Source organism: Brevundimonas sp. NPDC058933, from assembly GCF_049315965.1.
Taxonomy (GTDB): Bacteria; Pseudomonadota; Alphaproteobacteria; order Caulobacterales; family Caulobacteraceae; genus Brevundimonas.
Genome location: NZ_JBMOSL010000013.1, coordinates 47546 through 72797, shown reverse-complemented (window position 1 = coordinate 72797; position 25252 = coordinate 47546). Strand labels below are relative to the sequence as shown.

At 67.3% G+C, this 25252-nt stretch carries 19 protein-coding genes; 13 read left to right on the top strand and 6 right to left on the bottom strand.

Features of this window, described 5'->3' with window-relative positions:
- Positions 1-177 precede the first annotated feature (177 nt).
- The 4 genes from ACOZBP_RS15850 to ACOZBP_RS15835 all read left to right on the top strand — a co-directional run bounded on the left by ACOZBP_RS15850 (position 178) and on the right by ACOZBP_RS15835 (position 4709).
- Positions 178-2190 carry an FAD-dependent oxidoreductase gene (locus tag ACOZBP_RS15850; protein ID WP_422677289.1) on the top strand — a complete coding sequence of 671 codons (2013 nt, stop codon included), beginning with the start codon at positions 178-180 and terminating at the stop codon, positions 2188-2190.
- Between the two features lie 13 nt (positions 2191-2203).
- Complete coding sequence (locus tag ACOZBP_RS15845; protein WP_422677288.1) at positions 2204-2632, top strand: nuclear transport factor 2 family protein; 429 nt, start codon at positions 2204-2206, stop codon at positions 2630-2632.
- A gap of 19 nt (positions 2633-2651) precedes the next feature.
- Positions 2652-3185 carry a PadR family transcriptional regulator gene (locus tag ACOZBP_RS15840; RefSeq protein WP_422677287.1) on the top strand — a complete coding sequence of 178 codons (534 nt, stop codon included), beginning with the start codon at positions 2652-2654 and terminating at the stop codon, positions 3183-3185.
- 108 nt (positions 3186-3293) lie between these two features.
- Complete coding sequence (locus tag ACOZBP_RS15835) at positions 3294-4709, top strand: amino acid permease (RefSeq protein ID WP_422677290.1); 1416 nt, start codon at positions 3294-3296, stop codon at positions 4707-4709.
- On the opposite strand, the gene lldD is transcribed toward ACOZBP_RS15835, so the two are convergent.
- The 3 genes from lldD to ACOZBP_RS15820 are packed head-to-tail and all read right to left on the bottom strand — an operon-like array spanning position 4706 to position 7440.
- The gene (gene lldD, locus ACOZBP_RS15830; RefSeq protein ID WP_422677286.1) at positions 4706-5845 is read right to left on the bottom strand and encodes an FMN-dependent L-lactate dehydrogenase LldD; all 1140 of its coding nucleotides are present in this window, start codon (positions 5843-5845) and stop codon (positions 4706-4708) included. The two genes, ACOZBP_RS15835 and lldD, sit on opposite strands and share 4 nt — an antisense overlap.
- 10 nt (positions 5846-5855) lie before the next feature.
- Positions 5856-6617, bottom strand: coding sequence for an SDR family NAD(P)-dependent oxidoreductase (locus ACOZBP_RS15825; protein WP_422677285.1), 762 nt, complete (start codon positions 6615-6617; stop codon positions 5856-5858).
- Between the two features lie 25 nt (positions 6618-6642).
- Positions 6643-7440 (bottom strand): IclR family transcriptional regulator, encoded by a 798-nt coding sequence (locus tag ACOZBP_RS15820; RefSeq protein WP_422677284.1) that lies wholly within the window; start codon positions 7438-7440, stop codon positions 6643-6645.
- A gap of 150 nt (positions 7441-7590) precedes the next feature.
- Between ACOZBP_RS15820 and rhmD the strand changes: the two genes are divergently transcribed.
- The 8 genes from rhmD to ACOZBP_RS15780 all read left to right on the top strand — a co-directional run bounded on the left by rhmD (position 7591) and on the right by ACOZBP_RS15780 (position 19516).
- On the top strand, positions 7591-8784 hold the full coding sequence (gene rhmD / locus ACOZBP_RS15815) for an L-rhamnonate dehydratase (protein WP_422677283.1): 1194 nt from the start codon (positions 7591-7593) through the stop codon (positions 8782-8784).
- 12 nt (positions 8785-8796) lie between these two features.
- Positions 8797-9660: a fumarylacetoacetate hydrolase family protein gene (locus ACOZBP_RS15810; protein WP_422677282.1), complete on the top strand. Its 864-nt coding sequence runs from the start codon at positions 8797-8799 to the stop codon at positions 9658-9660.
- The gene (locus ACOZBP_RS15805) at positions 9657-10406 is read left to right on the top strand and encodes an SDR family NAD(P)-dependent oxidoreductase (protein WP_422677281.1); all 750 of its coding nucleotides are present in this window, start codon (positions 9657-9659) and stop codon (positions 10404-10406) included. Before ACOZBP_RS15810 ends, ACOZBP_RS15805 begins: the two co-directional genes overlap by 4 nt.
- An 11-nt stretch (positions 10407-10417) precedes the next feature.
- Entirely contained in the window at positions 10418-11320 is a 903-nt protein-coding gene (locus ACOZBP_RS15800; protein WP_422677280.1) for an amidohydrolase family protein, read from the top strand.
- Positions 11321-11383: 63 nt separating this feature from the next.
- A complete protein-coding gene (locus tag ACOZBP_RS15795) occupies positions 11384-12646 on the top strand; it encodes a sugar MFS transporter (protein WP_422677279.1) in 1263 nt (420 codons plus the stop codon).
- On the top strand, positions 12646-14928 hold the full coding sequence (locus tag ACOZBP_RS15790) for a hypothetical protein (protein ID WP_422677278.1): 2283 nt from the start codon (positions 12646-12648) through the stop codon (positions 14926-14928). The genes ACOZBP_RS15795 and ACOZBP_RS15790 overlap by 1 nt, the downstream gene beginning before the upstream one ends.
- A 38-nt stretch (positions 14929-14966) precedes the next feature.
- A complete protein-coding gene (locus ACOZBP_RS15785; protein ID WP_422677277.1) occupies positions 14967-16427 on the top strand; it encodes an oligogalacturonate lyase family protein in 1461 nt (486 codons plus the stop codon).
- A 350-nt stretch (positions 16428-16777) separates the two neighbouring features.
- The gene (locus ACOZBP_RS15780; RefSeq protein ID WP_422677276.1) at positions 16778-19516 is read left to right on the top strand and encodes a TonB-dependent receptor; all 2739 of its coding nucleotides are present in this window, start codon (positions 16778-16780) and stop codon (positions 19514-19516) included.
- 138 nt (positions 19517-19654) lie between these two features.
- Here ACOZBP_RS15780 and ACOZBP_RS15775 read toward each other — a convergent pair whose 3' ends face one another.
- Positions 19655-21031 carry a glycoside hydrolase family 28 protein gene (locus tag ACOZBP_RS15775; protein WP_422677275.1) on the bottom strand — a complete coding sequence of 459 codons (1377 nt, stop codon included), beginning with the start codon at positions 21029-21031 and terminating at the stop codon, positions 19655-19657.
- Between the two features lie 157 nt (positions 21032-21188).
- On the opposite strand from ACOZBP_RS15775, the gene ACOZBP_RS15770 reads away from it, so the two are divergent.
- Positions 21189-23438 (top strand): glycoside hydrolase family 88 protein, encoded by a 2250-nt coding sequence (locus tag ACOZBP_RS15770; RefSeq protein ID WP_422677274.1) that lies wholly within the window; start codon positions 21189-21191, stop codon positions 23436-23438.
- 21 nt (positions 23439-23459) lie between these two features.
- Here ACOZBP_RS15770 and ACOZBP_RS15765 read toward each other — a convergent pair whose 3' ends face one another.
- The gene (locus tag ACOZBP_RS15765; RefSeq protein ID WP_422677273.1) at positions 23460-24755 is read right to left on the bottom strand and encodes a PQQ-dependent sugar dehydrogenase; all 1296 of its coding nucleotides are present in this window, start codon (positions 24753-24755) and stop codon (positions 23460-23462) included.
- Positions 24752-25177 (bottom strand): DUF2231 domain-containing protein, encoded by a 426-nt coding sequence (locus tag ACOZBP_RS15760; RefSeq protein WP_422677272.1) that lies wholly within the window; start codon positions 25175-25177, stop codon positions 24752-24754. The genes ACOZBP_RS15765 and ACOZBP_RS15760 overlap by 4 nt, the downstream gene beginning before the upstream one ends.
- Positions 25178-25252: the final 75 nt, after the last annotated feature.

Below are 25252 nucleotides of genomic sequence, written 5' to 3'. Positions count from 1 at the left end.
GGCGGCGGATGTCTGAAACATCCCCCCGCCCCGCCTCCTTCTCCCCTCTAGCTAAAGCCAATCCGTCCGCGCGACCAGATCAGAATCGTCAGGCGGCGGAGCAAGACATCTGCAACATGTTGCATAAAAGGAAAGTCGCGTTAGAGTTTTGAAACAAATTGCACAACAGGCCGCGCCATGTCCTATCCGCAGTTGCTCCAGCCGCTCGATCTGGGCTTCACCACCCTGAAGAACCGGGTGCTGATGGGCTCGATGCACGTCGGCCTGGAGGAGGTCGAGAACGGCTTCGAACGCATGGCCGCCTTCTACGCCGAGCGGGCGCGGGGCGAGGTCGGGCTGATCGTCACCGGCGGCATCTCGCCCAATGAACGCGGCCGCCCCATGCCCTGGGGCGCCAAGCTGACCACCGAGGAGGAGGCCGACCACCACCGCCTCGTCACCGCCGCCGTCCACGCCGAGGGCGGCAAGATCGCCTTGCAGATCCTGCATTTCGGCCGCTACGCCTATCATCCCGATCTGGTCGCGCCCTCGGCCATCCAGGCCCCGATCACCCCCTTCGCCCCCCACGCCCTGACCGGCGAGGAGGTCGAGCAGACCATCGCCGACTTCGTCAACTGCGCCGCTTTGGCCCAGTCCGCCGGCTATGACGGCGTCGAGGTCATGGGGTCCGAGGGCTATCTGATCAACGAGTTCATCGCCGCCCGCACCAACCAGCGCGACGACGAATGGGGCGGTTCGTACGAGAACCGCATCCGCCTGCCGCTCGAGATCGTGCGCCGCACCCGTGAGCGCGTAGGCCCCAACTTCATCATCATCTACCGCCTGTCGATGCTGGACCTGGTCGAGGGCGGTTCGACGGCGGAAGAAGTGGTGCAGTTAGCCAAGGCCATCGAGGCGGCGGGCGCCACCATCCTCAACACCGGCATCGGCTGGCACGAAGCGCGCATCCCCACCATCGCCACCAGCGTGCCGCGCGCGGCCTTCGCCTGGGTGACGAAACGCCTCAAGGGCGAGGTCTCCATCCCCCTGGTCGCCACCAACCGCATCAATACGCCCGAGCTGGCCGAGCGCCTTCTGGCCGAGGGCTATTGCGACATGGTGTCGATGGCCCGCCCCCTGCTGGCCGACGCCGCCTTCGTGCAGAAGGCGCGCGAGAACCGCGCCGACGAGATCAACACCTGCATCGGCTGCAACCAGGCCTGCCTCGACCATACGTTTGCGGGCAAGATCACCTCCTGCCTGGTCAATCCGCGCGCCTGTCACGAGACCGAACTGGTCATCGCCCCGACCGAAACGCCCCGCAAGATCGCCGTCGTCGGCGCCGGTCCCGCCGGCCTCAGCTTCGCCGTCACCGCCGCCGAACGCGGCCACGACGTCACCCTGATCGAGGCCGCGAGCGAAGTCGGCGGCCAGTTCAACCTCGCCCGCAAGATCCCCGGCAAGGAGGAGTTCGGCGAGACCCTGCGCTACTTCCGCAAGCAGCTGGACCTGACCGGGGTCAAGGTCCGCCTCAACACCCGCGCCGAGGCCGATGCCCTGGCCGACGAAGGCTTCGACGAGATCGTCCTGGCCACCGGCGTCAGCCCGCGCACGCCCGAGATCGACGGCGTCGACCACGCCAAGACCCTGTCCTACCTCGACGTCCTGCGCGACGAGGTCCCGGTCGGCAAGACCGTGGCCGTCATCGGCGCCGGCGGCATCGGCCACGACGTCAGCGAATATCTAGTGGAACGGCATGAAGCGCCGTCCATCGACCGCTTCTTCCGCACCTGGGGCGTCGATCCCGACTATCGCACCGCCGGAGGCCGCACCGCGCCCCAGGTCGAACCGGCCGAGCGTCAGGTCTTCCTGATGCAGCGCTCGAGCGGCAAGGTCGGCGAGCGCCTGGGTCGCACCACCGGCTGGATTCACCGCGCCGCGCTGAAGATGCACGGCGTCGTCACCGCCAGCGGCGTCGCCTATCGCCGCATCGACGACGACGGCCTGCACGTGACCATCGACGGCGCTGAAAAGACCCTGCCGGTCGACCACGTCGTCATCTGCGCCGGTCAGGACCCCTTGCGCGATCTGCACGACGCCCTGGTCGCGCGCGGCTGTTCGGTTCATCTGATCGGCGGGGCCGACGTCGCCGCCGAACTGGACGCCAAACGCGCCATCGACCAGGGCGTGCGCCTGGCCGCCGCCATCTAAGAGAGAACCGATCATGACGCTGAACCTGCACCCCGCCGCCGCAGCTTCGCTGGACAAGTGGCACCAGATGGTCGCCAAGGCCGACGTATCCGACCTGCGCGCCATCGTTCATCCGGACGCGACCTTCCGCTCGCCGGTGGCGTTCAAGGCCTATCACAGCGCCGACGCCCTGATCCTGGCGCTGGGCACAGTCATCACCGTGTTTCAGGACTTCGCCTACCACCGCGAAGCCGCCACCGCCGACGGGCTGAACGTGGTGCTGGAGTTCAGCGCCCGCGTCGGAGACAAGGGCGTCAAGGGCATCGACTTCATCCGTTTCGACGAGGACGGCCTGATCACCGACTTCGAGGTGATGATGCGCCCCATGAACGGGGTTCAGGCGCTGGCCGCCGAAATGGGCGCCCGCCTTGGCGCGCTTCTGCCCGCCTTCAAGGCCTCCTGAGCTTCGGCTATTCAGGCTCATGTCCCTGTCCCACGCCCTTCTGACGTCATTGGCCGAACGCCCCGGTTCCGGGTCGGAGCTGGCCGGTCGCTTCGACCGCTCCATCGGCTATTTCTGGCAGGCGACGCATCAGCAGATCTATCGCGAACTGGCTCGGATCGAGGCGGCCGGCTGGGTCGAGGCGGCGCCGGTCGAGGGCGCGCGCGGAGGCAAGCGTCGCTTTCGCATCCTGCCGCCGGGTCGCGAGGAATTGCAGCGGTGGGTCAACGACCGCCAGGATGCGCCCGCTATCCGCGACGAGCTGATGGTGCGCCTGCGCGCCGAAGCCGTCGTCGGACCGACCGGCCTCGCCGAGGAACTCGTAGCGGTCGCCGCCCGCCACCGCGACAAGCTCGCCGCCTATCTGGCCATCGAGGCTCGGGACTTCCCGGTCGCGCCTCGATCACGCGAAGAGAGCCTGCAACATCTGGTTCTGAAGGCGGGAATCGCCTTTGAACGCCATCGCATCGCCCTGTGCGAAGAGGCCGCCGCCATTCTCCAGAGACCAGCCTAGGACCCTCGCCCACAAAACGCCCCTTTGTTGCCGTTTGCAGCCGCCCCCGTTCATTTTCCGCCTGGCCTGATCCGTGCGAAAATGGTCGCCATTTCCCCGGGTAAGCACATGGGCCGCTGGAACACACGCAAGCGCATCGACGCCGACACGCGTTCGTCGCATGACGGCCAGGCCCTGCCGCGCACCCTGAGCTGGCCGCATCTGATCGCCATGGGCGTGGGCGCCATCGTCGGCACCGGCATCCTGACCCTGATCGGCATCGGCGCCGACAAGGCCGGTCCGGCGGTGCTGCTGTCCTTCCTGATCGCCGGTTTCGTCTGCGCCTGCGCCGCCCTGGCCTATGCCGAAATGGCCTCGATGATCCCGGCCTCGGGCAGCGCCTATACCTATTCCTATGTGGTCATGGGCGAGGTGTTCGCCTGGATCATCGGCTGGAGCCTGATCCTGGAATACAGCCTGGTGGTCAGCGCCGTGGCGGTCAGCTGGTCCGGCTACGCCGCCCCCCTGCTGAACGGCTGGGCGGGCGCGCCCATGGCCCTGATGCAGGCGCCGCACGCGGGCGGGATCGCCAATCTGCCGGCCCTCTTCGTCATCGCCCTGGTCGCGGCCATGCTGATCGCCGGCACGCGCAAGAGCGCCGGCCTGACCATGATCCTGGTGGCGGTGAAGCTGTCAGCCCTGGCCGTCTTCGTCTGGTTCGCCCTGCCGCATTTCAACACCGTCAATCTGGAGCCCTTCAGTCCCTACGGCTTCGCGCGCAACATGGGCGCAGACGGCGTGGAGCGCGGCGTCATGGCCGCCGCCGCCATCATCTTCTCGGCCTTCTACGGCTTCGACGCCATCGCCACCGCCGCCGAGGAGACCCGCAATCCCAGACGCGACCTGGCCATCGGCATCATCGGCTCCATGTTCGCCTGCGCCGCCATCTATACGATCATCGCCCTGGCCGCCCTGGGGGCCACGCCCTTCACGCGCTTCGCCAACAGCCCCGAGCCGCTGGCCCTGATCCTGCGGGAGATCAACCAGCCCGGCGCCGCCCGCTTCCTGGCCGTGACCGCGGTCATCACCCTGCCGACCGTCATCATGGCCTTCTTCTATGGTCAGAGCCGGATCTTCTTCGTCATGGCGCGCGACGGCCTGCTGCCGCATGGCCTGTCCAGAGTCTCGAAGGGCGGTCGACCGATCCGCATCACCCTGTTCACGGTCGCCATCGTCGGCGCCGTCAGCCTGTTCCTGCCGCTGGACGAGATCGTCGCCCTGGCCAACGCCGGGTCGCTGGTCGCCTTCACGGCGGTGGCGGTCTGCATGTTGATCATGCGCCGTCGCGCCCCCGACGCGCCACGCGGCTTCCGCACGCCCCTGGCCTGGGTGATCGGCCCCATAGCCATCGCCGGCTGCGTCTATCTGCTGGCCAGCCTGCCGCAGAAGACCCACCTGTGGTTCCTGTTCTGGAACCTGGCCGGGATCGCCGTCTATCTGGCTTACGGCCGTCGCCACAGCCTGGCGGGCAAGCCACCCGCCTAGGCCAGGGCCTTGCGGTCCAACTGGTCCACGCGCGTCACGCCGGTCAGGGCCATGGCCACCTTCATCTCGGCGGCCATCAGGTTCAGGACATGGCTGACGCCCGCCTCGCCACGCGCGGCCAGGGCATAGGCCCAGGCCCGTCCGATCAGGACGCCATCGGCGCCCAGGGCCAGCATCCGCACGACATCCAGACCGCTGCGGATTCCGCCGTCGGCCAGGATGGTCAGCCGCCCTTCGACCGCATCGGCGATGGGCGGCAGGGCGCGGGTCGAGGACAGGACGCCGTCCAGCTGGCGCCCCCCGTGGTTCGACACCACCAGGCCGTCCGCGCCAAGATCAGCGACGCGCCGGGCGTCATCGGCGTCCAGCACGCCCTTGATGATCAATGGCCCCTTCCAGCGCTCGCGCACCCAGGCCAGGTCGTCCCAGGTCACGGTCGGATCGAAGTTGTCGCGCATCCAGGCGAAGAAGTCGTCGATGCCGGTCTTGCCCTTCAGCACCGGCGCGACATTGCCCAGCGAATGCGGACCGCCCCTGACCCCGACATCCCAGGCCCAGGCCGGATGCGCCACGGCCTGCATCGCCCGCCGCATGTCGCCCAAGAAGCCCGACGCCCCCGCCAGACCCGAGTGGTAGTCGCGATAGCGCGAGCCCGGCACCGGCATGTCGACGGTGAAGATCAGGGCCGGGCATTTCGCCGCCTCCGCCAGATCCAGCAGGTCGGCCATGAAGGCGCGGTCGCGGATCATGTAGAGCTGGAACCAGAAGGGCGCGGAACTGCCCGCCGCCACCTCGCCGATCGAACAGGCCCCGACCGTGGACAGGGTGAAAGGCACGCCAAACGCCGTAGCGGCGCGGGCGGCCTGAACCTCGCCGCGCCGCGCATTCATCCCCGCTAGCCCGACCGGCGCCAGGGCGACCGGCAGGCTGACCTTCTGACCGAACAGGGTCGCCGACAGGTCGATGTCCGATACGTCGCGCAGCACCCGCTGGCGCAGGGCCACGTCGCGCAGGTCGGTGATGTTCCGCCCCAGCGTCGTCTCGGCGTATGACCCGCCGTCGATGTATTCGAACAGGAAGCGCGGCAGGCGCCGACGCGCCAGCTCGCGATAGTCGGTGATGGAAGCCGCCTTCACGCCGCGCGGCCTATTGCAGGTTCACAAAGGCGCCGCCGTCGACCAGCAGGGCCGCGCCGGTGACATAGGCCGCCATGTCCGAGGCCAGGAAGGCGACTGCGCCGCCGATGTCCTCGGGCTGGCCCAGACGCCCCAGCGGGATGCGGCCTTCCATGTATTCGCGCTTGGCCGGATCGGCCAGGTCGTCCTTGTTGATGTCGGTCAGGATGGTGCCCGGCAGGACCGAGTTGCAGCGGATGCCGTACTTTCCAAGCGCAATGGCGCAGGACTGCATCAGGCTGTGCACGCCCGCCTTGGTCGGGGTGTAGTGGGTCTGGAACTCGCCGCCGACCAGGGCCGAGATCGAGCTGATGGCGACGATCGCGCCGCCGTCGCCCTGCTTCACCATCTGGTTCGCCGCCGCCTGGGTCATGAAGTAGGCGCCGTGCAGATTGACCTCCATCGTCCGCTTCAGCGTCTCCGCCGGCATGTCGAGGAAGGCGTGGAAGGGGCAGATGCCGGCGTTGGAGACAAAGACGTCCACGCGGCCAAAGGCCTCGACCGCCGCGTTCACAAAGGCCGTCGCCGTTTCCGGCAGGGCCACGTCGCCCTCGACCGAGATGCAGCGGCGACCATGGGCCTCGACGGCGGCGATCACTTCGGCGGCAGCCTCTCCGCCCGAGTGGCTGTTGATGGCGACGTCCGCGCCCTGTTTGGCCATTTCCACGGCCACGGCCGCCCCGATGCCTCGCGATCCTCCGGTGATGAGGACGACCTTGTCTTTAAGCAGCATGGGGGCTCCGTACAGGTAAGCGGGTTTAGGTTTTAGGGGTCCAGCCCAGGTCGCCGCTGATGGCGTTGGCGGCGTCGGTGACGGTCCTGGTCAGTTCGGTCATCCGGGCGTCGGACATATATTGAGCGGCGGAGGAGACGCTGATCGCGGCCACGATATGCCCGTCCACCGAACGGATCGGCGCGGCGACGCAGCGGACTTGATCCTCGTTCTCTTCCAGGTCGAAGGCATAGCCCTTCTGCGCATAGCCGCGCATCCGCTCCATCCAGACGGCGCGGGCGGGGGAATCGAACGGCGTGCCCTCGGGGGCGTAGAAGTCGCTCCACTCCGGCTCGGACTTGTCGAGGATCAGCGCCTTGCCCAGACCGGTCGAGGCGATGGGGTGGCGCTCGCCCAGACGCGAGCCGATGTTCACGCGGCGACGCCCGGCCACCTTATCCAGATAAAGCGCGTGACGGCCGTCCAGCACGCCCAGGTGCACGGTGTCGTCGGTCACCGACGACAGGTGCTCCAGCCAGGGCCGCGCCACGCGCGGCAGATGCATCTGCTGGCTGGCGGCGTGCCCCAGTTCCAGCAGCTTCGGGCCAAGCGAATATCCCTCGCGCGGGCGGAAGGACAGCAGGCGACGGTCCACCAGGGCCGAGGCCAGACGGTGGGTCGTGCTGCGCGTCAGTTCCAGCTTCTCGGACAGCTCGGCCAGAGGCAGCGAGCCGTCGATCAGGGCGTCGATGACATCCAGTCCACGCAGCAGGGTCTGGCTGCCGGAGGCCTTGACCCCGACTTCCTCTTCGCCCTCGACATGCTCGGTCTTGATTGACGTCATTCGTCCCATCTCGTAATCCTCATTCCCAGAATGTAGCAAAACACGCAAGCGGGCCGCTCAAATGGTTGGCAAGTTTGACGGGTCGCACGGAGGAACGCCAGTGAAATCCCGCATGATGGGAGCGGATTACCGCATCTCGGTGATTTGCCAATGAGCCGCCTGCCGAAAATCAAGCACGTCCGCGCTTTTGTCGTGAAGAACGACGGGACGGGCGGCGGCGCCGACTATCACGATCAGGGCGACGGCCACTGGATCGACGACCACATCGCCACGCCGATGGCCAGGTATCCTGAGTACCGTCAGAGCCGCCGCAGCTTCGGCATCAACGTGCTGGGCACCCTGGTGGTGGAGATCGAGGCCGAGAACGGCGTCGTCGGCTTTGCGGTCACCACCGGCGGCGAGCCCGCCGCCTACATCGTCGAGAAACACCTGGCCCGCTTCCTCGAAGGGCGCGATCCTTCCGAGGTCGAGAAGATCTGGGATCAGATGTATTTCTCGACCCAGTATTATGGCCGCAAGGGTCTGGTGGTGAACGCCATCTCCGGCGTCGATCTGGCCCTGTGGGACCTGCTGGGCCGCCTGCGCCAGGAGCCGGTCTTCGCCATGCTGGGCGGACCCGTTCGCGACGAACTGACCTTCTACGCCACGGGCGCGCGCCCGGATAAGGCCAAGGAACTCGGCTTCATCGGCGGCAAGATGCCCCTGCATCACGGCCCGGCCGAGGGTGAAGAGGGCCTGCGCAAGAACCTGGCCGAGCTTGAGGCCATGCGGAACGCCTGCGGCGACGACTTCTGGCTAATGTTCGACTGCTGGATGGCGCTGGACCTCAACTACGCCACCCGCCTCGCCCACGAAGCCCACAAGCTGGGTCTGAAATGGATCGAGGAAGCCCTCAGCCCCGACGACTACTGGGGCTATCAGGCGCTGAAGAAGAACGCGCCCAAGGGGATGCTGGTCACCACCGGCGAGCACGAGGCCACCCGCTGGGGCTTCCGCATGCTGCTGGAGATGGAATGCTGCGACATCATCCAGCCGGACGTGGGCTGGTGCGGCGGCGTGACCGAACTGATCAAGATCTCCGCCATGGCCGACGCCAAGGGCGTGCTGATGATCCCGCACGGGTCCAGCGTCTATTCCTACCACTTCGTCGTGACGCGCCATAACAGCCCGTTCGCCGAGTTCCTGATGATGGCTCCCGGCGCCGACGAGGTGGTGCCCATGTTCCATCCGCAACTGATCGGCGAGCCGGTTCCCGTGAACGGCAAACTGAAGGTTCCCGACACCCCCGGCTTCGGCGTCGAGCTGAACCGCGACATCGCCCTGCATCGCCCCTACGCCCGCTAAGAAGGCCTCCCCATGAAACTGCTGCGTTACGGCCCTGTGGGCCAGGAAAAGCCAGGCACGCTCGACGCCGAGGGTCGCATCCGCGACCTGTCGGGCGTCGCCGCCGACATCACGCCGGACCAGTTGTGGGGCGAAGGCCTCGCCGCGCTGAAGGCCGTCGATCCCGAAACCCTTCCCCTGGTCGAGGGCCAGCCGCGCTACGGCGTGCCGGTCAACGGCGTGCGCAAATTCATCGCCATCGGCCTGAACTTCGCCGACCACGCCGCCGAATCCAACCTGCCGATCCCGGCCGAGCCGGTGGTCTTCACCAAGGCCGTCTCCTGTTTGACGGGCCCGAATGATACCGTTGTCATTCCCCGCGGCTCGGAGAAGACCGACTGGGAAGTCGAGCTGGGCATCGTCATCGGCAAGCGCGCCTCCTATGTCGAGCAGGCCGACGCCCTGGATCACGTTGCGGGCTATGTCCTGATCAACGACGTGTCCGAGCGCGCTTTCCAGACTGAACGCGGCGGCACCTGGGACAAGGGCAAGGGCTGCGACACCTTCGGCCCGGTCGGTCCATGGATCGTCACCATCGACGAGGTCGGCGACGTGCAGGCCCTCGACATGTGGCTGGATCTCAACGGCAAGCGCATGCAGACCGGCAACACCAAGACCATGATCTTCGGCGTGGCCGAGATCGTCGCCTACGTCAGCCAGTTCATGACCCTGGAACCCGGCGACCTGATCACCACCGGCACCCCGCCCGGCGTCGGCCTGGGCCAGAAGCCCGAGCCCTTCTACCTCAAGGCCGGCGACGTCATGGAGCTGGGCATCGACAAGCTCGGCAGCCAGCGCCAGTCGGTCGTCGCCTGGTCCAAGGACGCCGCAGCATGAGCGCCTATCAGGGACGTTTCACCGGCCGCACGGCCGTCGTCACCGGCGGGGCTTCCGGCCTGGGCAAGGCCTCGGCCGCCCGCATCGTCGCCGAGGGGGGCAGGGTCGTCCTCTGGGACCTCAACGCTGATGCGCTGAAGGCCGCCGCCGAGGAAGTCGGCGCGACGGCTGTCGTCGCCCTCGACGTCTCCGACGCCGCCGCCGTCGAGGCCGCCGCCCGGACCTCGCACGAGGCCCTGGGCCGCATCGACATCCTGGTCGCCTCGGCCGGCATCACCGGCGCCACCGTGCCGGTGCAGGATTTCCCGCTCGCCAGCTGGACGCGCGTCATCGACATCAATCTGAACGGCGTCTTCTACTGCTCGCGCGCCATCGTTCCCTACATGCTGGCCAACGACTACGGCCGCATCGTCAACGTGGCCTCGGTCGCGGGCAAGGAAGGCAACCCCAACGCCTCCGCCTATTCGGCGTCCAAGGCCGGCGTGATCGGCTTCACCAAGTCCCTGGGCAAGGAACTGGCCGGCAAGGGCGTCATCGCCAACAGCCTGACCCCCGCCACCTTCGAAAGTCCCATCCTGGCGCAACTGCCCCAGAGCCAGGTCGACTACATGCGCTCCAAGATCCCCATGGGGCGTCTGGGCGAGGTCGACGAAAGCGCCGCCATGGTCTGCTTCATGGCGTCGGAAGAATGCAGCTTCACCACCGCCTCGACGTTCGATACGTCGGGCGGCCGCACAACCTACTAGGAGAGCCTCAGGTGGGCCGCGACCTTCGCATTGTCGATAGCCACGTCCACCTGTGGGACCTGTCGCGCGCCCGCTATGGCTGGCTGCAGGACCATCCCCTGCCGAACAATCCGGCGGGGGACATGGCCCCGATCGCGCACCGCGACTATCTGCTGAAGGACTACCTCGCCGACACCGCCGGCTGGCGCGTGGACAAGATCGTCCACGTCGAGGCCGGCCAGCCGCGCGGCCAACAGCTGGCCGAGACCGACTGGCTGCAGGCCATGACCGACGACTACGGCTATCCTCACGGCATCGTCGCCGGGGCCGACCTGACCGACCCCGATCTGGACGCCCTGCTGGAGGCCCACGCTGCGCGCCCCAATGTTCGGGGCGTGCGCCAGATCGTCTGCTGGCACGCCGATCCCCTGAAGACCTACAACCCCGCCGATCCCCTGCTGGACCCGGCGTGGCGAGCGGGTTTCGCCAAGCTGGCCCAGCACGGCCTGTCCTTCGACCTGCAACTCTATCCGTCGCAGACGGCCAGCGCGGTCGAACTGGCCGACGCCCATCCCGACATTCCCCTGATCATCAACCACGCCGGTCTGCCGACTGATCGCGACGGCGAGGGCATGAGGGTCTGGCGGGCCGGACTGAAGGCCTTGGCCGAGCGTCCGCAGGTCTCGATCAAGATTTCCGGCCTGGGCATCACCGACCGCGCCTGGACCCTGCACTCCGTTCAACCGATCGTGCTGGAGTGCATCGAGGCCTTCGGCGCGCGACGCGCCATGTTCGCCAGCGACTTCCCGGTCGAACGCGTTCACGGAACCTTCGACGCCTTCTATTCCGCCTTCGACGACATCACGCGCCACTTCAGCGCCGACGAACGCGACCGCCTGTTCGCCGCCAACGCCGAGGCGATCTACCGTATCTGACCCCATCATTCGCCAAGCCCGCATCAAGACGGCGCCGGCCCCGAGGAAGCTCAAGAGGACGACATGAGTATCGAAACCGACGCCGCCCACACCCCCGGCGGCCTCGCCAAGCCCGCCGGCAACCTGCGCGGCCCGCTGGCCTTCGCCATCGCCTGCTTCCTGATCTGGGGTCTGGCCTACGGCCTGCTGGACGTGCTGAACAAGCATTTCCAGGACACGCTGAGCATCAGCCACGCCGACAGCGCCTGGCTGCAGATCGCCTATTTCGGCGCCTATCTGCTGCTCAGCCTGCCAGCCGGGATGCTGCTGAACGCCCGCGGGTACAAGTTCGGCATCGTCACGGGCCTGATGGTCGCGGCCGTGGGCGCCCTGCTCTTCATTCCGGCGGCCAGCGCAGGCGCCTTCCTGCCCTTCGTCGGCTCGATGTTCGTTCTGGCGGCGGGTCTCTGCATCCTCGAGACCAGCGCCGACACCTATGTGAACGTGCTCGGCGATCCGGCCAGGGCGCCGCAGCGCCTGAACCTGGCCCAGTCGTTCAACGCCCTGGGCGTCTTCTTCGGCCCCCTGATCGGCGGGGCGGTCTTCTTCAGCCCCACCACGACCGAGGCGCTGGGCGGCGCCACCCGCTCCATCCAGATCGTCTATGGCCTGATCGCCCTGGGCGTCGTGCTGTTCGCTCTGGTGGTGTGGCGCGCCCGTCTGCCCGAGACGGGACTGGCCGACCACGGCGGCGATGAATCCGGCGCCGTCGCCAAGCCGCTGTCGCAGCAGCCCCACTTCGTCGCGGGCGTCATCACCCAGGCCCTCTACATCGGCGCCCAGGTCGGCATCGGCGCCTTCTTCATCAACCTGGTGACCCAGAACTGGCAGGGGCTGAGCAGCCAGAGCGGCGCCTTCATGCTTTCTCTGGGCGCCATCGGCTATCTGGTCGGCCGCTTCGCCGCCACCGCCCTTCTGCTCAAGGTCAAGCCGCGCACGCTGCTGACCACCTATGGCGTCGTCAACGTCATCCTGACGCTGGTCGTGGCCGCCGGCATCGACAAGGTGTCGCCGATCGCTCTGATCGCCGTCTTCTTCTTCATGTCGACCATGTTCGCCACCATCTTCGCGCTTGGCACCGCCGGCCTTGGCGCCGCAACCAAGAAGGCGTCGTCCCTCATGGTCATGGCCATCGGCGGCGGCGTGCTGCTGCCCTGGCCCATGGGCAAGATTTCCGACCTCTACGGCGCCAATATCGCCTTCCTGCTGCCGGCCGCCTGCTTCGTCGTGGTCGCCTGGTATGGCTGGAAAGGCGCCGGTCTGGGCCTGAAGACGGAGGCGAACTGATGCGCCTGCGTTCCGCCCTGCTCGCCTTCACCCTGCTGGCCGGCTCCACGGCCGCCTGCGCCCAGACGGTTCAACCGGCATCGGCGGTCGCCCCGGCGGCCCCGATTGACCGGCAGGCCCTGGCCCAGCGCCACGATGTGACGCTGACCGCCATCGACCGCCACGCGCCGATCCAGCTGGGCAACGGCGACCTGGGCTTCACCGCCGACATCACCGGTCTGCAGACCTTCCCCGAGCAGTATTCGGAACTGGCCCCCCTGCTGACCATGGCCCAGTGGGCCTGGCACAGCTTCCCCAACCCTGAGGGCTATACTGAAGCCGACGGCCTGATCCAGGTCCCCGTCCCGGGTCGGGGCGAGCAGCCCTATGCCTGGATGAAGTCCTGGGCCGACGCCGAGACCAACCCCGCCTACACCTGGCTGCGGGCCAACCCGCACCGCATCTCGCTCAGCCGCATCGGCCTGACCTTTAACGACGGCCGCGCCCTCGATTTCGACAAGGTGGCGGACACGCGCCAGACGCTGGACCTGTGGAACGGCGCCCTGACCAGCCGCTTCACCTATGACGGCCAGCCCGTCGAAGTGATCACCCGCGTCCACCCGACGCTGGACATGATCATGGTCGAGATCGCCTCGCCCCTGGTCGCGTCTCAGGGCCTCGGCGTTCAGGTCCGCTACCCCGGCGTGAACCCGGCCATCAACCCGGATCCGACGAGCTTCGAGGCCACAGGCGCCCAGAGCCTGGACGTCGTCGCCTTCGACACCGGCGATGTCCGCATCCGCCGCACCCTGGACGACACCACCTATTATTCCGGCATCACCGCCTCGGGTAAGATCGAGCAGAGCGGCGCGGACGCCTTCCGCGTGGTCTCGACCGGTCGCGACCGCCTGACCGTCATGGTCCGCTTCGACCAGCAGGCCGAGGCGCCGAAGACGCCCGCCTACTCCGCCGGGGTCCAGGCTGCGACCACCCACTGGAACGCCTTCTGGACCCAGGGCGGCGCTGTCGACTTCACCGGCTCGACCGACCCCCGCGCCGCCGAGCTCGAGCGCCGCGTGGTGCTGTCGCAATACCTGTCCGCCGTGAACGGCGCGGGCGAACTGCCGCCGCAGGAAGAGGGCCTGTTCTCCAACTCCTGGTACGGCAAGTTCCATCTGGAGATGCATCCCTGGCACGCCGGCTGGCAGGCCATGTGGGGTCGTCCCGAGATGCTGGAGCGCAGCCTGCCCTGGTATCTGGGCAACCTCGACAACGCCCGCGCCGAGGCCGCGCGCCACGGCGTCAAGGGCGCCTGGTGGCCCAAGATGGTCGGGCCCGAGGGCCGCAACAGCCCCAGCCTCGTCTCCCCCTTCATCATGTGGCAGCAACCGCATCCGATCCTGCTGGCCGAACTGGTCTGGCGCGCGGACAAGGACCCGGCTGTGCTGGCTCGCTACGCCGAACTGGTCGAGACCACGGCCGACCTACTGGCCTCCTGGCCCACCGAGGTGAACGGCCGCCTGAACCTCGGCACGCCGCTGATCCCGGCGCAGGAGAACTATGATCCCCTGACCACGGTGAACCCGACCTTCGAGGTCGAGTATTTCCGCTGGGCGCTGGAAACCGCCCAGCAGTGGCGCGTCCGTCAGGGCCAGCCCCGCCGCGCCGACTGGGATCAGGCCTTGGCCAGGATCGCCCCGCCCGCAATGAAGGACGGCCTCTACCTGCCGGTCGAGAGCGTGCCGGACTTCTGGGAGACGGCCATGTCCGACGCCTGCCGCAAGCACGCGGCGGCGGCCCAGTGCAAGAACCGCGACCACCCCTCCTTCCTGATGGCCTACGGCTTCATTCCCGGCGCGCGGATCGACCCCGCCGCCATGCGCCGCACCTTCGAGGCGGTGGAGCAGAACTGGGACGTGCGCCAGACCTGGGGCTGGGACTTCCCCATGATGGCCATGACCGCCGCCCGCGTCGGCGAACCGGAAAAGGCCGTCGACTGGCTGTTCGCCGACCTGAAGAACAACCAGTGGGGCGTCACCGGCATGACCCCGCGCGTCCATCTGGACGAGCACGCCGACGAACTGGTGCCGGTGTCCGCCGGGGCCGGCGGCGTGGAGATGTCGGTCAACCCCGACGGCGCAGGCTATCGCCGCGCGGCCGAGACCTATTTCCCGTCCAACGGCTCGCTGCTGATGGCCGTGGGTCTGATGGCCGGCGGCTGGGACGGCTCGACCGGCCATGCGCCCGGCTTCCCCCGGGACGGCTGGACGGTGCGGGTCGAAGGCCTGACCCCCGCGCCCTGAGCTCCGGCTCTGAGTAGATGAATAAAGAGGACCGCCCCATGACGACCTCCCGCCGCTCCGCCTTGAAAGCTCTGCTGGCCGCCCCCGCCCTTGGGGCCGCCGCAACGGCCGCCTCGGCCCAGACGACCTCACCGATCGCCCGCCAGCCCGCCCTGCCCCCGGCGGGCCAGGTTCCGGCCTGGCCCGCGCCCAACACCGCCCCGCCCTCGACCCAGGACACGCCGCACCAGCCGCCGTCCTGGTCCGGCCCCGTGCCGACCGACTGGGTCGATCCGAAGACCGGCCACCGCATCCGCCGCCTGACGCCCGACGGGGGCGGCAAACCCTATTTCTACAAGAACATGTTCCTGCCCGCGAAGGCGGGCGCGCCGGACCTGATGGTCATCTCGACGCCGCAGGGCATCTCGACGGTGGACCTGAAAACCTGGGCGCTGAACCTCCTGGTCCCCGACCACAACGCCGACCTGATGTTCACCGGTCGCAAGGGCCGCAACATCTACTATTCGGTCACGGAGCCTGGCGAAGCCCAGCTGATGGACCGCGCCAAGACGATCTATGTCATCGACGCGGACACCCGACGCGTGCGCCAGATCGCCCGCGTTCCCAACGGCAACATCAACTCGGTCAACGCCGACGAGACGATGTTGCTGGGCTTCGTCGCCCATGGGTCCGAGCCGCTTCAGCCCGGCGTGGGCGATCCCCGCAACCGCCGCTTCGATCAGGCGGAGTACGCCGCCAACGGACCGGACGGAAAGCCGCTGAACTTCGCCCGCGCCAAGGGGGTGCGGATGCTGCAACGCTGGGCGGCCCGCTATCCGATGGAGATCTTCGTCATCGACATGGCGACGGGCGAGCGCCGCGTCATCCACTCGACCAACGAATGGATCGGCCACACCCAGTTCTCGCCGACCGATCCCGATCGCATCATCTTCTGCCACGAGGGCCCCTGGCACCGTGTGGATCGGATGTGGACGATGAAGGTCGATGGTTCGGACCTGCGCAAGACCCACACGCGGACGATGAATTTCGAGATCTTCGGCCACGAGTGGTTCAGCCCCGACGGCAAGCAGGTCCTCTATGACCTGCAAACCCCCCGGGGTCAGGTCTTCTGGGTCGCCTCGGTGGATCTGGAGACCGGCAAGCGCGTCTATCGCCGGGTCGAGCAGAACGACTGGTCCGTCCATTTCAACGTCTCGCCCGACGGCAAGATGTTCGCAGGCGACGGCGGCGACGGCGACATGGTGGCCCACGCGCCGGACGGCAAATGGATCGTCCTGCTGCGCCCCGAACCTATCGTCGATGAGGACCCGTCAAGCGACAAGGACGACCAGATCAGCGTCGAATACCTGCGCTCGGAACGACTGGTGGACCTGTCCAACCACGACTACCGGCTGGAACCCAACCTGACCTTCACCCCCGATGGCCAGTGGATCGTCTTCGTCTCCAACATGCATGGCAAGAACCACGTCTATGCCGTCGAGGTGGCGCGCGCCGCCTGAGCCGTCGCGCCGCACCGACAGATACGAGGCCCCGGATCGCACCGGGGCCTTTCTTCGTTTCGCCTTGGATATCATCGTTCCGGCATTCGAAATCGCGTCCCATCAAACCGCGAGACGCAGCCCCAATCCAGCGGCGTCGGACAAAGGTCCGACCCGACACCTTGTGTCACAATATTGTTTAATAGGGCGATTTCTTGAAATCGACCCCTCGCTCAGCCGCACGAACTTTCCGTGGTGTTGCAAAAGGCGGGAAGCTGTTGCAAGAAGTGGCACGCGACAAGTCCGATTATGCGCAACACCATACCAACAAATGACACCGGTGCCACTGGCCTCGGTGCGGGGAGAGAAACATGGAACGGCCCTTCAACCACGCCCGGACTCTGTGCATCGCCGGCGTTTCGGCGACCGCCCTGCTTTGGGCCGCCGCGCCCGCCTTCGCCCAGGACGCCGTCCCTGCTCCTGCTCCGGCCGACGAGCAGGAGGCCACCACCGTCGACGAGATCGTCGTCACCGGCTTCCGTTCCAGCCTGCAACAGGCGCTGAACATCAAGCGCCGCGAGGCCGGCGCCGTGGACGCCATCTTCGCCGAAGACATGGCCGACTTCCCCGACCAGAACCTGGCCGAGGCCATCCAGCGCCTGCCCGGCGTGACCATCGAACGCGTCAACGGCCAGGGCACCACCATCTCGGTGCGCGGCCTGGGCGGCGACTTCACCCGCACCCGCATCAACGGCCTGGAGGCCCAGGCGGCCTCCGGCGGCAACCGCAACCGCAGCTTCGACTTCTCGATGTTCGCGTCGGAGCTGTTCAACAGCATCAAGGTCCGCAAGACCCAGTCGGCCGAGATCGAAGAGGGCTCGCTGGGCTCCACCGTCGATCTGCAGACCGGCCGCCCGCTCGATTTCGCCAACAGCGGCTTCAACTCCGCCCTGTCGGTCCAGGCCTCCTACAACGACCTGTCGGAAAAGACCGTCCCGCGCACCGCCGGCCTGCTGAGCTGGTCGAACGCGGACAAGACCTTCGGCATCCTGGGCTCGGTCGCCTATTCCGAGCGCGCGCCGATCCTCGAAAGCTTCAACACCACGCGCTGGCAGAAGGGTGATCCGACCCGCGCCTACGGCGTCGGCCAGAACTTCGGCGGCTGCGTCCCCTGCTCGACCACCGAGCAGCGCACCGAACTGCTGAACGCCTTCTATCCGCGCATCCCGCGCTACACCTTCGGCAACACGCAGGAAGACCGTCTGGGCCTGACCGGCGCCCTGCAATGGCGCCCCAGCGACCGCACCGAGGTCGTGCTGGACCTGCTCTGGTCGCGCCTGAATTCTGAGCTGGAGAGCCCCAACGTCGAGGCCTGGGCTTTCAGCCGCGCCGCCGTCAACAACGTCATCGTGCGCGACTATGCGATCGACGCCGAGAAGAACGCCCTGTCCTATGGCGTGTTCGACAACATGCTGGTGCGTTCGGAAAACGGCTTCACCCGCAACGAAAGCACCTTTGCCCAGGCCTCGCTGAACGTCCGCCACGACTTCACTGACCGCCTGCGCGGCAACCTGAAGATCGGCGCCAACAAGTCGGAAGCCCGCACGCCGATCAACGTCACTTATGCCTTCGAACAGGCAGGCGTGAACGGCTACACCATCGACTTCCGCAACAATGATCGTCTGCCGATGATCAACTACGGCTTCGACATCACCTCGGGCCAGAACTTCACGCTCGTCCAGGGCACCCGCAGCACCAGCGGCGGCGACTTCGACAACAATGTCTTCGCCGGCGCGCTGGAATACGACTGGACCCCGTCGCTGACGTTCAAGGCCGGCGGTGAATATCGCACCTACGGTTTCAGCACCTGGGGCCTGGCGCGGGCCGCCACCAACACCACGGGCGCCGACCGGATCACGGGCGTGGACGCCCTGGGCAAGATCGTCAGCATCGACGGCAAGATCGGCGTCCCGGCCGGCTCGAGCATGAACTTCATCGTGCCCGATATTTCGAAGATCAACGACTTCCTCAGCGTCTATGACGATCCGCTGGTCTCCAACCGCAGCGAGCGTGAAGTCGACGAAACGGACAAGGGCCTCTTCGTTCAGGCCGACTTCAATACCGACGTCGCCAACATGGTGGTGCGCGGCAATGTCGGGGTCCGCTACGCCCAGACCGAGGTCGAATCCAAGGGCTGGCAGACGGTCACCACCCCGGGTGGGGCGCCGAGCTACAACTACGTCACGGCCACCAACGACTATGACGACGTCCTGCCCTCGTTCAATCTGGCCATCGAGCCGCGCGACGACCTGGTCGTCCGCCTGGGCGCCGCCAAGGTCATGTCGCGCCCTTCGCTGGGCGACCTGACGCCGGGCGGCGGCGTGTCGCCGACGACGCGCACCGTCTCCTACGGCAACCCGCTGCTGGATCCCTTCCGCGCCACCAACTATGACCTGTCGGTCGAGTGGTACTTCCAGAACGAGGGCCTGCTGGCCGCCGCCGTCTTCTACAAGGACATCGACAGCTTCATCACCTCGGTGACGGAGTCCGTCGTCTGGAGCGATCTGGGCCTGCCCGACGAACTGCTGCAGGGCGCCGCGCGTCCGACCGACGTCTTCCAGGTGACGCGCAAGCTGAACGGCCAAGGCGGTTCGCTGCACGGACTGGAAATCCAGTACCAGCAGCCCTTCACCTTCCTGCCGGGCGCCTGGTCCAACTTCGGCTTCATCGGCAACTTCACCTATGTCGACTCCGAAGTCGACTACGGCGCCGCCGGCAAGAACCGCCTGACGGGGTCGTCGAAAAACACCTTCAACACGACCCTCTATTACGAGGACGGTCCGTTCCAGGCCCGTGTCTCGGCGGCCTATCGCAGCGGCTACCTGATGTCCTATCCGGGCAGCAACGGGAACTCGGAAGAAGGCATGAACGCGACGACCAACATCGACGCGTCCATGTCCTACGCCTTCACCGACAACCTGACGGTCTCGCTGGAAGGCATCAACCTGACCGACGAATACAACGATCGTTACGTCGACGTGGCGGACCGCGTGTCCGACTACCGCCACACCGGCCGCGAGGTCGCTATCGGATTGCGCTGGAAATACTGATCTTCCTCCCTGAACCTTTCAGCGCATCACTTGGCCCGGAGCATCTCGCTCCGGGCCTCTTTTTTTGACCTGCGGCCCAGCAAAAAGCCCCGACGCCTGGGGCGCCGGGGCTCTGAAGTCCTGAAGCGGGAAAGCGGCCTAGAGGCCGACCACGCCCCGCGACGCCGTCACCTTCGGCCCCGTGCCGTCCAGGGTGTCGATCTTGCAGTCCCTGAAGCGCCAGTTGTCCGCGTTGGCGATGCTGCCCGCCTCGCGCACGTCCCAGTCCAGCCGGTCGAAGGTGAAGTCGCGCAGCGGCGCTTCTTCATAGGCGGCGGCTTCGAAGCCCATCTTGCCCCCGACCGCCTTGATGTCCGACAGGCGCACGTCGCGAATGCGGGGGATGCCCTGTTCGCGCGGCACCGGCGTCGCCAGCGCCCGCCAGTAGTCCGGGATGTCAGTCATCCCCTCCGGTATCTCGGCGTAGGAGTAGTTCGGGTACCAGTTCAGATTGACCCGGAACAGGGTCGCCACGTCCTGCAGGTGGATGTTCTTCAGGGCGATGTTGTTGATCACCCCGCCGCGCGTGTGGCCCGACTTGAAGAAGATGCCCAACGGCACCGGATATTCGATCCGCAGGCCAGACACCTCGATCTCCTCGAACCCGCCGGAGGTTTCGCTGCCGAAGGTCATGCCGGCCAGGGCGTCGCGGACGATGCAGTCCCTGATCTTCACCTGACGGCACGGCCGCGCCACGCGCAGACCGTCCCAGTCGCGACCCGCCTTGATGCAGATGGCGTCATCGTTGACCGACAGGTCGCAGCGCTCGACCAGCACCCGTTCCGACGAGTCGATGTCGATGCCGTCCGTCGAGGGGCCGCGTCCGCCCAGGTTGTTGCGGATGATCAGGTCCGACACCTTCACGTCGCGCGAATAGCAGACGTGCACGGTCCAGAAGCCCGACCGCGCCAGGTTCAGCCCCGACACCTCGACGGCGTCGGCGTCATAGACGTGGATCAGGCGCGGACGGCGGCAGTCGTAGTCAGCGGCCCAGCGCAGCCCCTTGGGATCATACTCCCGGCGCAGCGCCCAGTAGCTATCCCAGAAGACCTTGCCGTCGCCATCCACCAGACCCTCGCCGGTGATCTTGGCGTTCTTCTGCTGGTAGATGTTCAGCAGCCCCGCCGGCCAGTCCATCTCGATCCCGGCGACGCGGGTGCGAACCATGGGATAGGCGGCCAGATCGCGCAGGCCCTTCAGCGTCGCGCCGCGCCCGATCAGCAGGGTCACGTTCGACTTCACGAACAGCGAACCGGACATATAGACGCCGGGCTTCAGCACCACCGTCCCGCCGCCCGCGCCCGCCGCCGCGTCGATGGCGGCCTGGATCGGGCGGGTGTTGATCGCCTCGCCGTCGCCGACCGCGCCGAAGTCGGCGGCGTCAAACGTGCGCCCGACAGTCTGGGCGAAAGCCGGCGGCGCGGCGGTGGCGATGGCCCCGGTCAGGCCGAGTTGTAGCAGGGAGCGGCGATGCATGGGCGTTCCTCGTGATACTGGCCGTCTTGAATGACGACGTCTTGTCGCGCGTCACCGGTGTCATTCCGACTTGCGCTGCTCGATCACCATTTTATGGTACGACAAAGCAAATAGTGAAACCCCAAACCCATCGGGGTTCGTACCGGAGAGAACGCCTGTGACGCTACGCCGCGCCGTGCCGACGATTGCCGCCTTCCTGCTGGCCAGCACAGTCCTGACCTCTCCCGCCCTTTCCCAGTCCGCCGCCGGTCAGCCCTGGGCGCCGCAGTCCAACCCCGGCGTCGAGGCCGAGTGGCTGGCCGGCAAGCCCCGGCCGGACCTGACCTTCCGCGCCGACGTCCGCCCCTCGCGCGAACAGACCATGGCGGCGGTGGAATACGTGGCCGCATCCCAGATCAAGGACATGGCGCAGCGTCCCCTGGCCCTGTCGACCGGCAGCAACCTGACGCAGATGTCGTCCAACTGGGTCGCCGCCACCTTCTATATCGGCGCCGCGCGGCTGGCGCGCGTGTCCGACGATCCCGAGACCCTGCGCTTCCTGACGGCGGTGGCCGAGCACTACAACTACAGCCTGCGCGGCGCCCGCTCCGGCCCGACCATGCTGAACGCCGACGACCAGACCATAGGCGACCTCTATCTGGAGCTCTATTCGCGCCGGGGTCAGGACGGGGTGCTGATGCCGCTACGCCAGCGGCTGGACTATATGGTGCCGCACCTGAACCGCACGGCCGAGACCGAGGCCTCGATCTGGTGGTGGGCCGACGCCCTCTACATGGCGCCGCCGGTGCTGGCGCGCATGTCGGCGGTGACCGGCGATCCCAAATACCTGCGCGCCATGGACAAGGAGTTCCGCCGCACCATCGACCGCCTGTGGGTCCCCGAGCAACGCCTCTTCCTGCGCGACCAGCGCTTCAAGGGCCGCACCGAGGCCAACGGCCAGCCCATCTACTGGAGCCGCGCCAACGGCTGGGTTATGGGCGGTCTGGCCCGCACCCTGGAGGCCATGCCCGCCGACTTCGAAGGTCGTCAGGACTACGTCGACATCTTCCAGGCCATGGCCGGGCGCATCCGCGAACTGCAACAGGACGACGGCCTGTGGCGCGCCAGCCTTCTGGCGCCCGAGCTTTATCCGCAGGCCGAGACCTCGGGCTCGGTCTTCTATGTCTACGCCATGGCCTGGGGCGTCAACCACGGCCTGCTGGATCGCGCTGTCTATGAGCCCGCCGTGCTCAAGGGCTGGGCCGCCCTGAACCGCCACGTCCTGCCCAGCGGCCTGGTCGGCGCCACGCAGAAGACCGGCGACATGCCGGTGGCGACCGATCCGAACGAGGTCGGCCTCTACACCACCGGCACCTACCTGCTGGCCGGGCTGGAGGTCGCCGATCTGAACGGGGCGCAAAAGGCCCTGCCCCTGGCCGAGCCCGCGCGCGATGCGCCCGATGTCATCGCCGCCACCACCCCGACGCCGCCCGCCCCCGTCACCGTCGTCGGAGAGGCCGAGATCAAGCGCCGCGCCGAGGAAATGCACGCCACCCGCGCCCTCTCCTACGACCCGACCGCCCTGGCCCGTCCAGCCGAGGTCGAGCGCCTGACGCCGCCCCCCGCCGACGAGCAGCAACCGCGCGCCGTCGTCCGCTTCGCCCCCGACCGTCTGGACGACCTGCTTTGGGAGAACGACCGCGTCGCCCACCGCATCTACGGCCCGGCGCTGGAGGCGCGCGAGGCGCCGTCGGGCTCGGGCGTCGATGTCTGGGCCAAGCGCGTCCGCTATCCCTACATGGACCGCCAGCTGCGCTTCCCCAACTACCACGTCGATCGCGGCGAGGGCCTGGACTACTACGACGTCGGACGTGGCCGCGGCTCGGGCGGTCTGGGCGTCTGGTTCGAGAACAAGTTGTGGACCAGCCGCAACTTCTCGACCTACCGCATCGATGAAACCGGCGGCGACGAGGCCCGCTTCAGCGTCGACTACCGCCCCTGGCCCGTGGATGTGGCCCGCAAGGTGTGGGAGACGCGCGACTTCTCCCTGCCGCTGGGTTCGAACTTCACCCGCATGACCTCCACCCTCAACTCGGACACGACCGAGCCCCTGATCGTCGGCATCGGCATCTCCAAGCGCCGCAACGCCGCCGGCGCAGGCGCCGTCACCCGTGACGCCGCCAACGGCCGCCTGATGTTCTGGGAGCCCGCCAACCCCGAGCACGGCTCCATCGGCATCGCCATCGCCGTCGATCCGGCCCTGGTCGAGGGCTTCGCCGAGGACGCCGACAACTATCTGATCCTGGTCCGCGTCACGCCGGGCAGGCCCTTCACCTATTACATGGGCTCCGCCTGGGACGGCGGCCTGGACTTCAAGACGCGTGAGGCCTGGGAGAGCTTCGCCCAGGGCCAGACCTTCCGGTTCTAGCGCGCCATGCCCCGCGCGGCGTCAGGCTGCCGGGGCGATACGCCAGACGGTGTTGGACAGGTCGTCGGCCACCAGCAGGACCCGTTTCGCAGAGTCGAAGGCGACCCCCACGGGTCGCCCGCGCGCGCCGCCATCCTTGAGGAAACCGGTCACGAAGTCGATCGGCTGCCCCGCCGGCCGGCCGTTGCTGAACGGAACCCAGACAACCTTGTAGCCGGACGGATCCTGACGGTTCCAGCTGCCGTGCATGCCGATGAAGGCGCCGTTCGCGAACGCCCCCCCAAAACCGCCATCGCGGGCGAAGTCCAGGCCCAGGGCTGCGACGTGGGAACCCAGGGCGTAGTCCGGCTTGATGGCCTTGGCGACCAGATCAGGCTTCTGCGGCATGACGCGCGGATCAATATTCTGGCCCCAGTAGCTGTAGGGCCAGCCGTAGAAGGCGCCGTCGCGGACCTGGGTCAGATAGTCGGGCACCAGTTGCGGACCCAGCTCGTCACGCTCGTTGACGACCGACCACAGCAGGCCCGTGCCTGGCTCAATGGCGAGAGCGGTCGGGTTGCGGATGCCGGTAGCGATGGTGCGCCGCGCGCCGGTTGCGCGATCAATCTCCCAGACAACGGCCCGCTCCTCTTCGACCGCCATGCCGCGCTCGCCGATATTGGAGTTGGAGCCGATGCCCACATAGAGCCTGGCGCCGTCCGCGCTGGCGGCCATGGCCTTGGTCCAGTGATGGTTCAGCCGCGAGGGCAAGTCGGTCACCCTCTCGGCCGGCGTCGCGATCCCGGTCTGGCCCGGCTGGAAGGCGAAGCGAACCAGGGCGTCCTGTTCGGCGACATAGAGATAGCCGTCGACATAGGCGAGACCATAGGGCGCGTTCAGGTTCTCGACCAGCACGGTGCGCAGTTCCGGGACGCCGTCATTGTTCGCATCGCGCAGCAGGGTGATCCGGTTACCCCCGTCGATCCGGGTGTTTCCCTGCTTCTTGATAGAGCCGGCGATCACGTCCTTGGGACGAAGCGGGGGTGCGCCGCCGCCTCGCCCTTCGGCGATCAGCACGTCGCCATTGGGCAGGACCAGCATCTGGCGCGGAATCTTCAGGTCGGTTGCGAAGGCTGTGACCGTAAAGCCCCGGGGCGCGGTCGGCGTTTCGCCGTTCCAGCCCGCAGGGGGGCTGATCTTCATGGCCGGCGCCAGGGTTTCGTTCGGTTTGGGCAGGTCGGGATTGACGCCGGTCTGGTTCAGCTTCGGATCGCTGGCGTTTCCGCAGGCTGCGACGGTCAGAGCGACGGCGCTGGCGGTCAGAAGGTGCTTGATCATCGAGCGATCTCCCGCGCGGAAAAGGCGGTCCAGCCGGCGACCAGAACCAGAAGCGTGCAGAGGATGGAGAGGGTCAGACCGAAGCCGCCGACCGAACTCCAGGCGTCCTGGCTATGTTTGAAGGCGTTCACCAGACCCAGCACCCAGGCCAGCGCGAGCGCGGCGACGTGAATGATGACGCGGCGCGATCCCCCCCGGCGCAGGCCCAGCACCAGATCGACAATGGAAAACACGCCAGCGACGCCGCCGAAGACAAGAGCGCCTGTGATCAGCCAGGCAGAGAAGTTGCTCCACTGAATCTCGGCGGTCTTCAGATAGGCGATGTCCGTGAACAGCGCGAAGGTGAACAAGGCGATGGGGAACGCCAGCAAGATACCGTGTAACGGCCGCGCCGTTGCGCCTGCTAAACCTCGGATGTCCATGCCTGCCCTCTCCCTGTCTGGCTTTGGCTAACCATCCGCTTGCGAAATGGTTCACCGTTATTTGCGCGGAGGCTG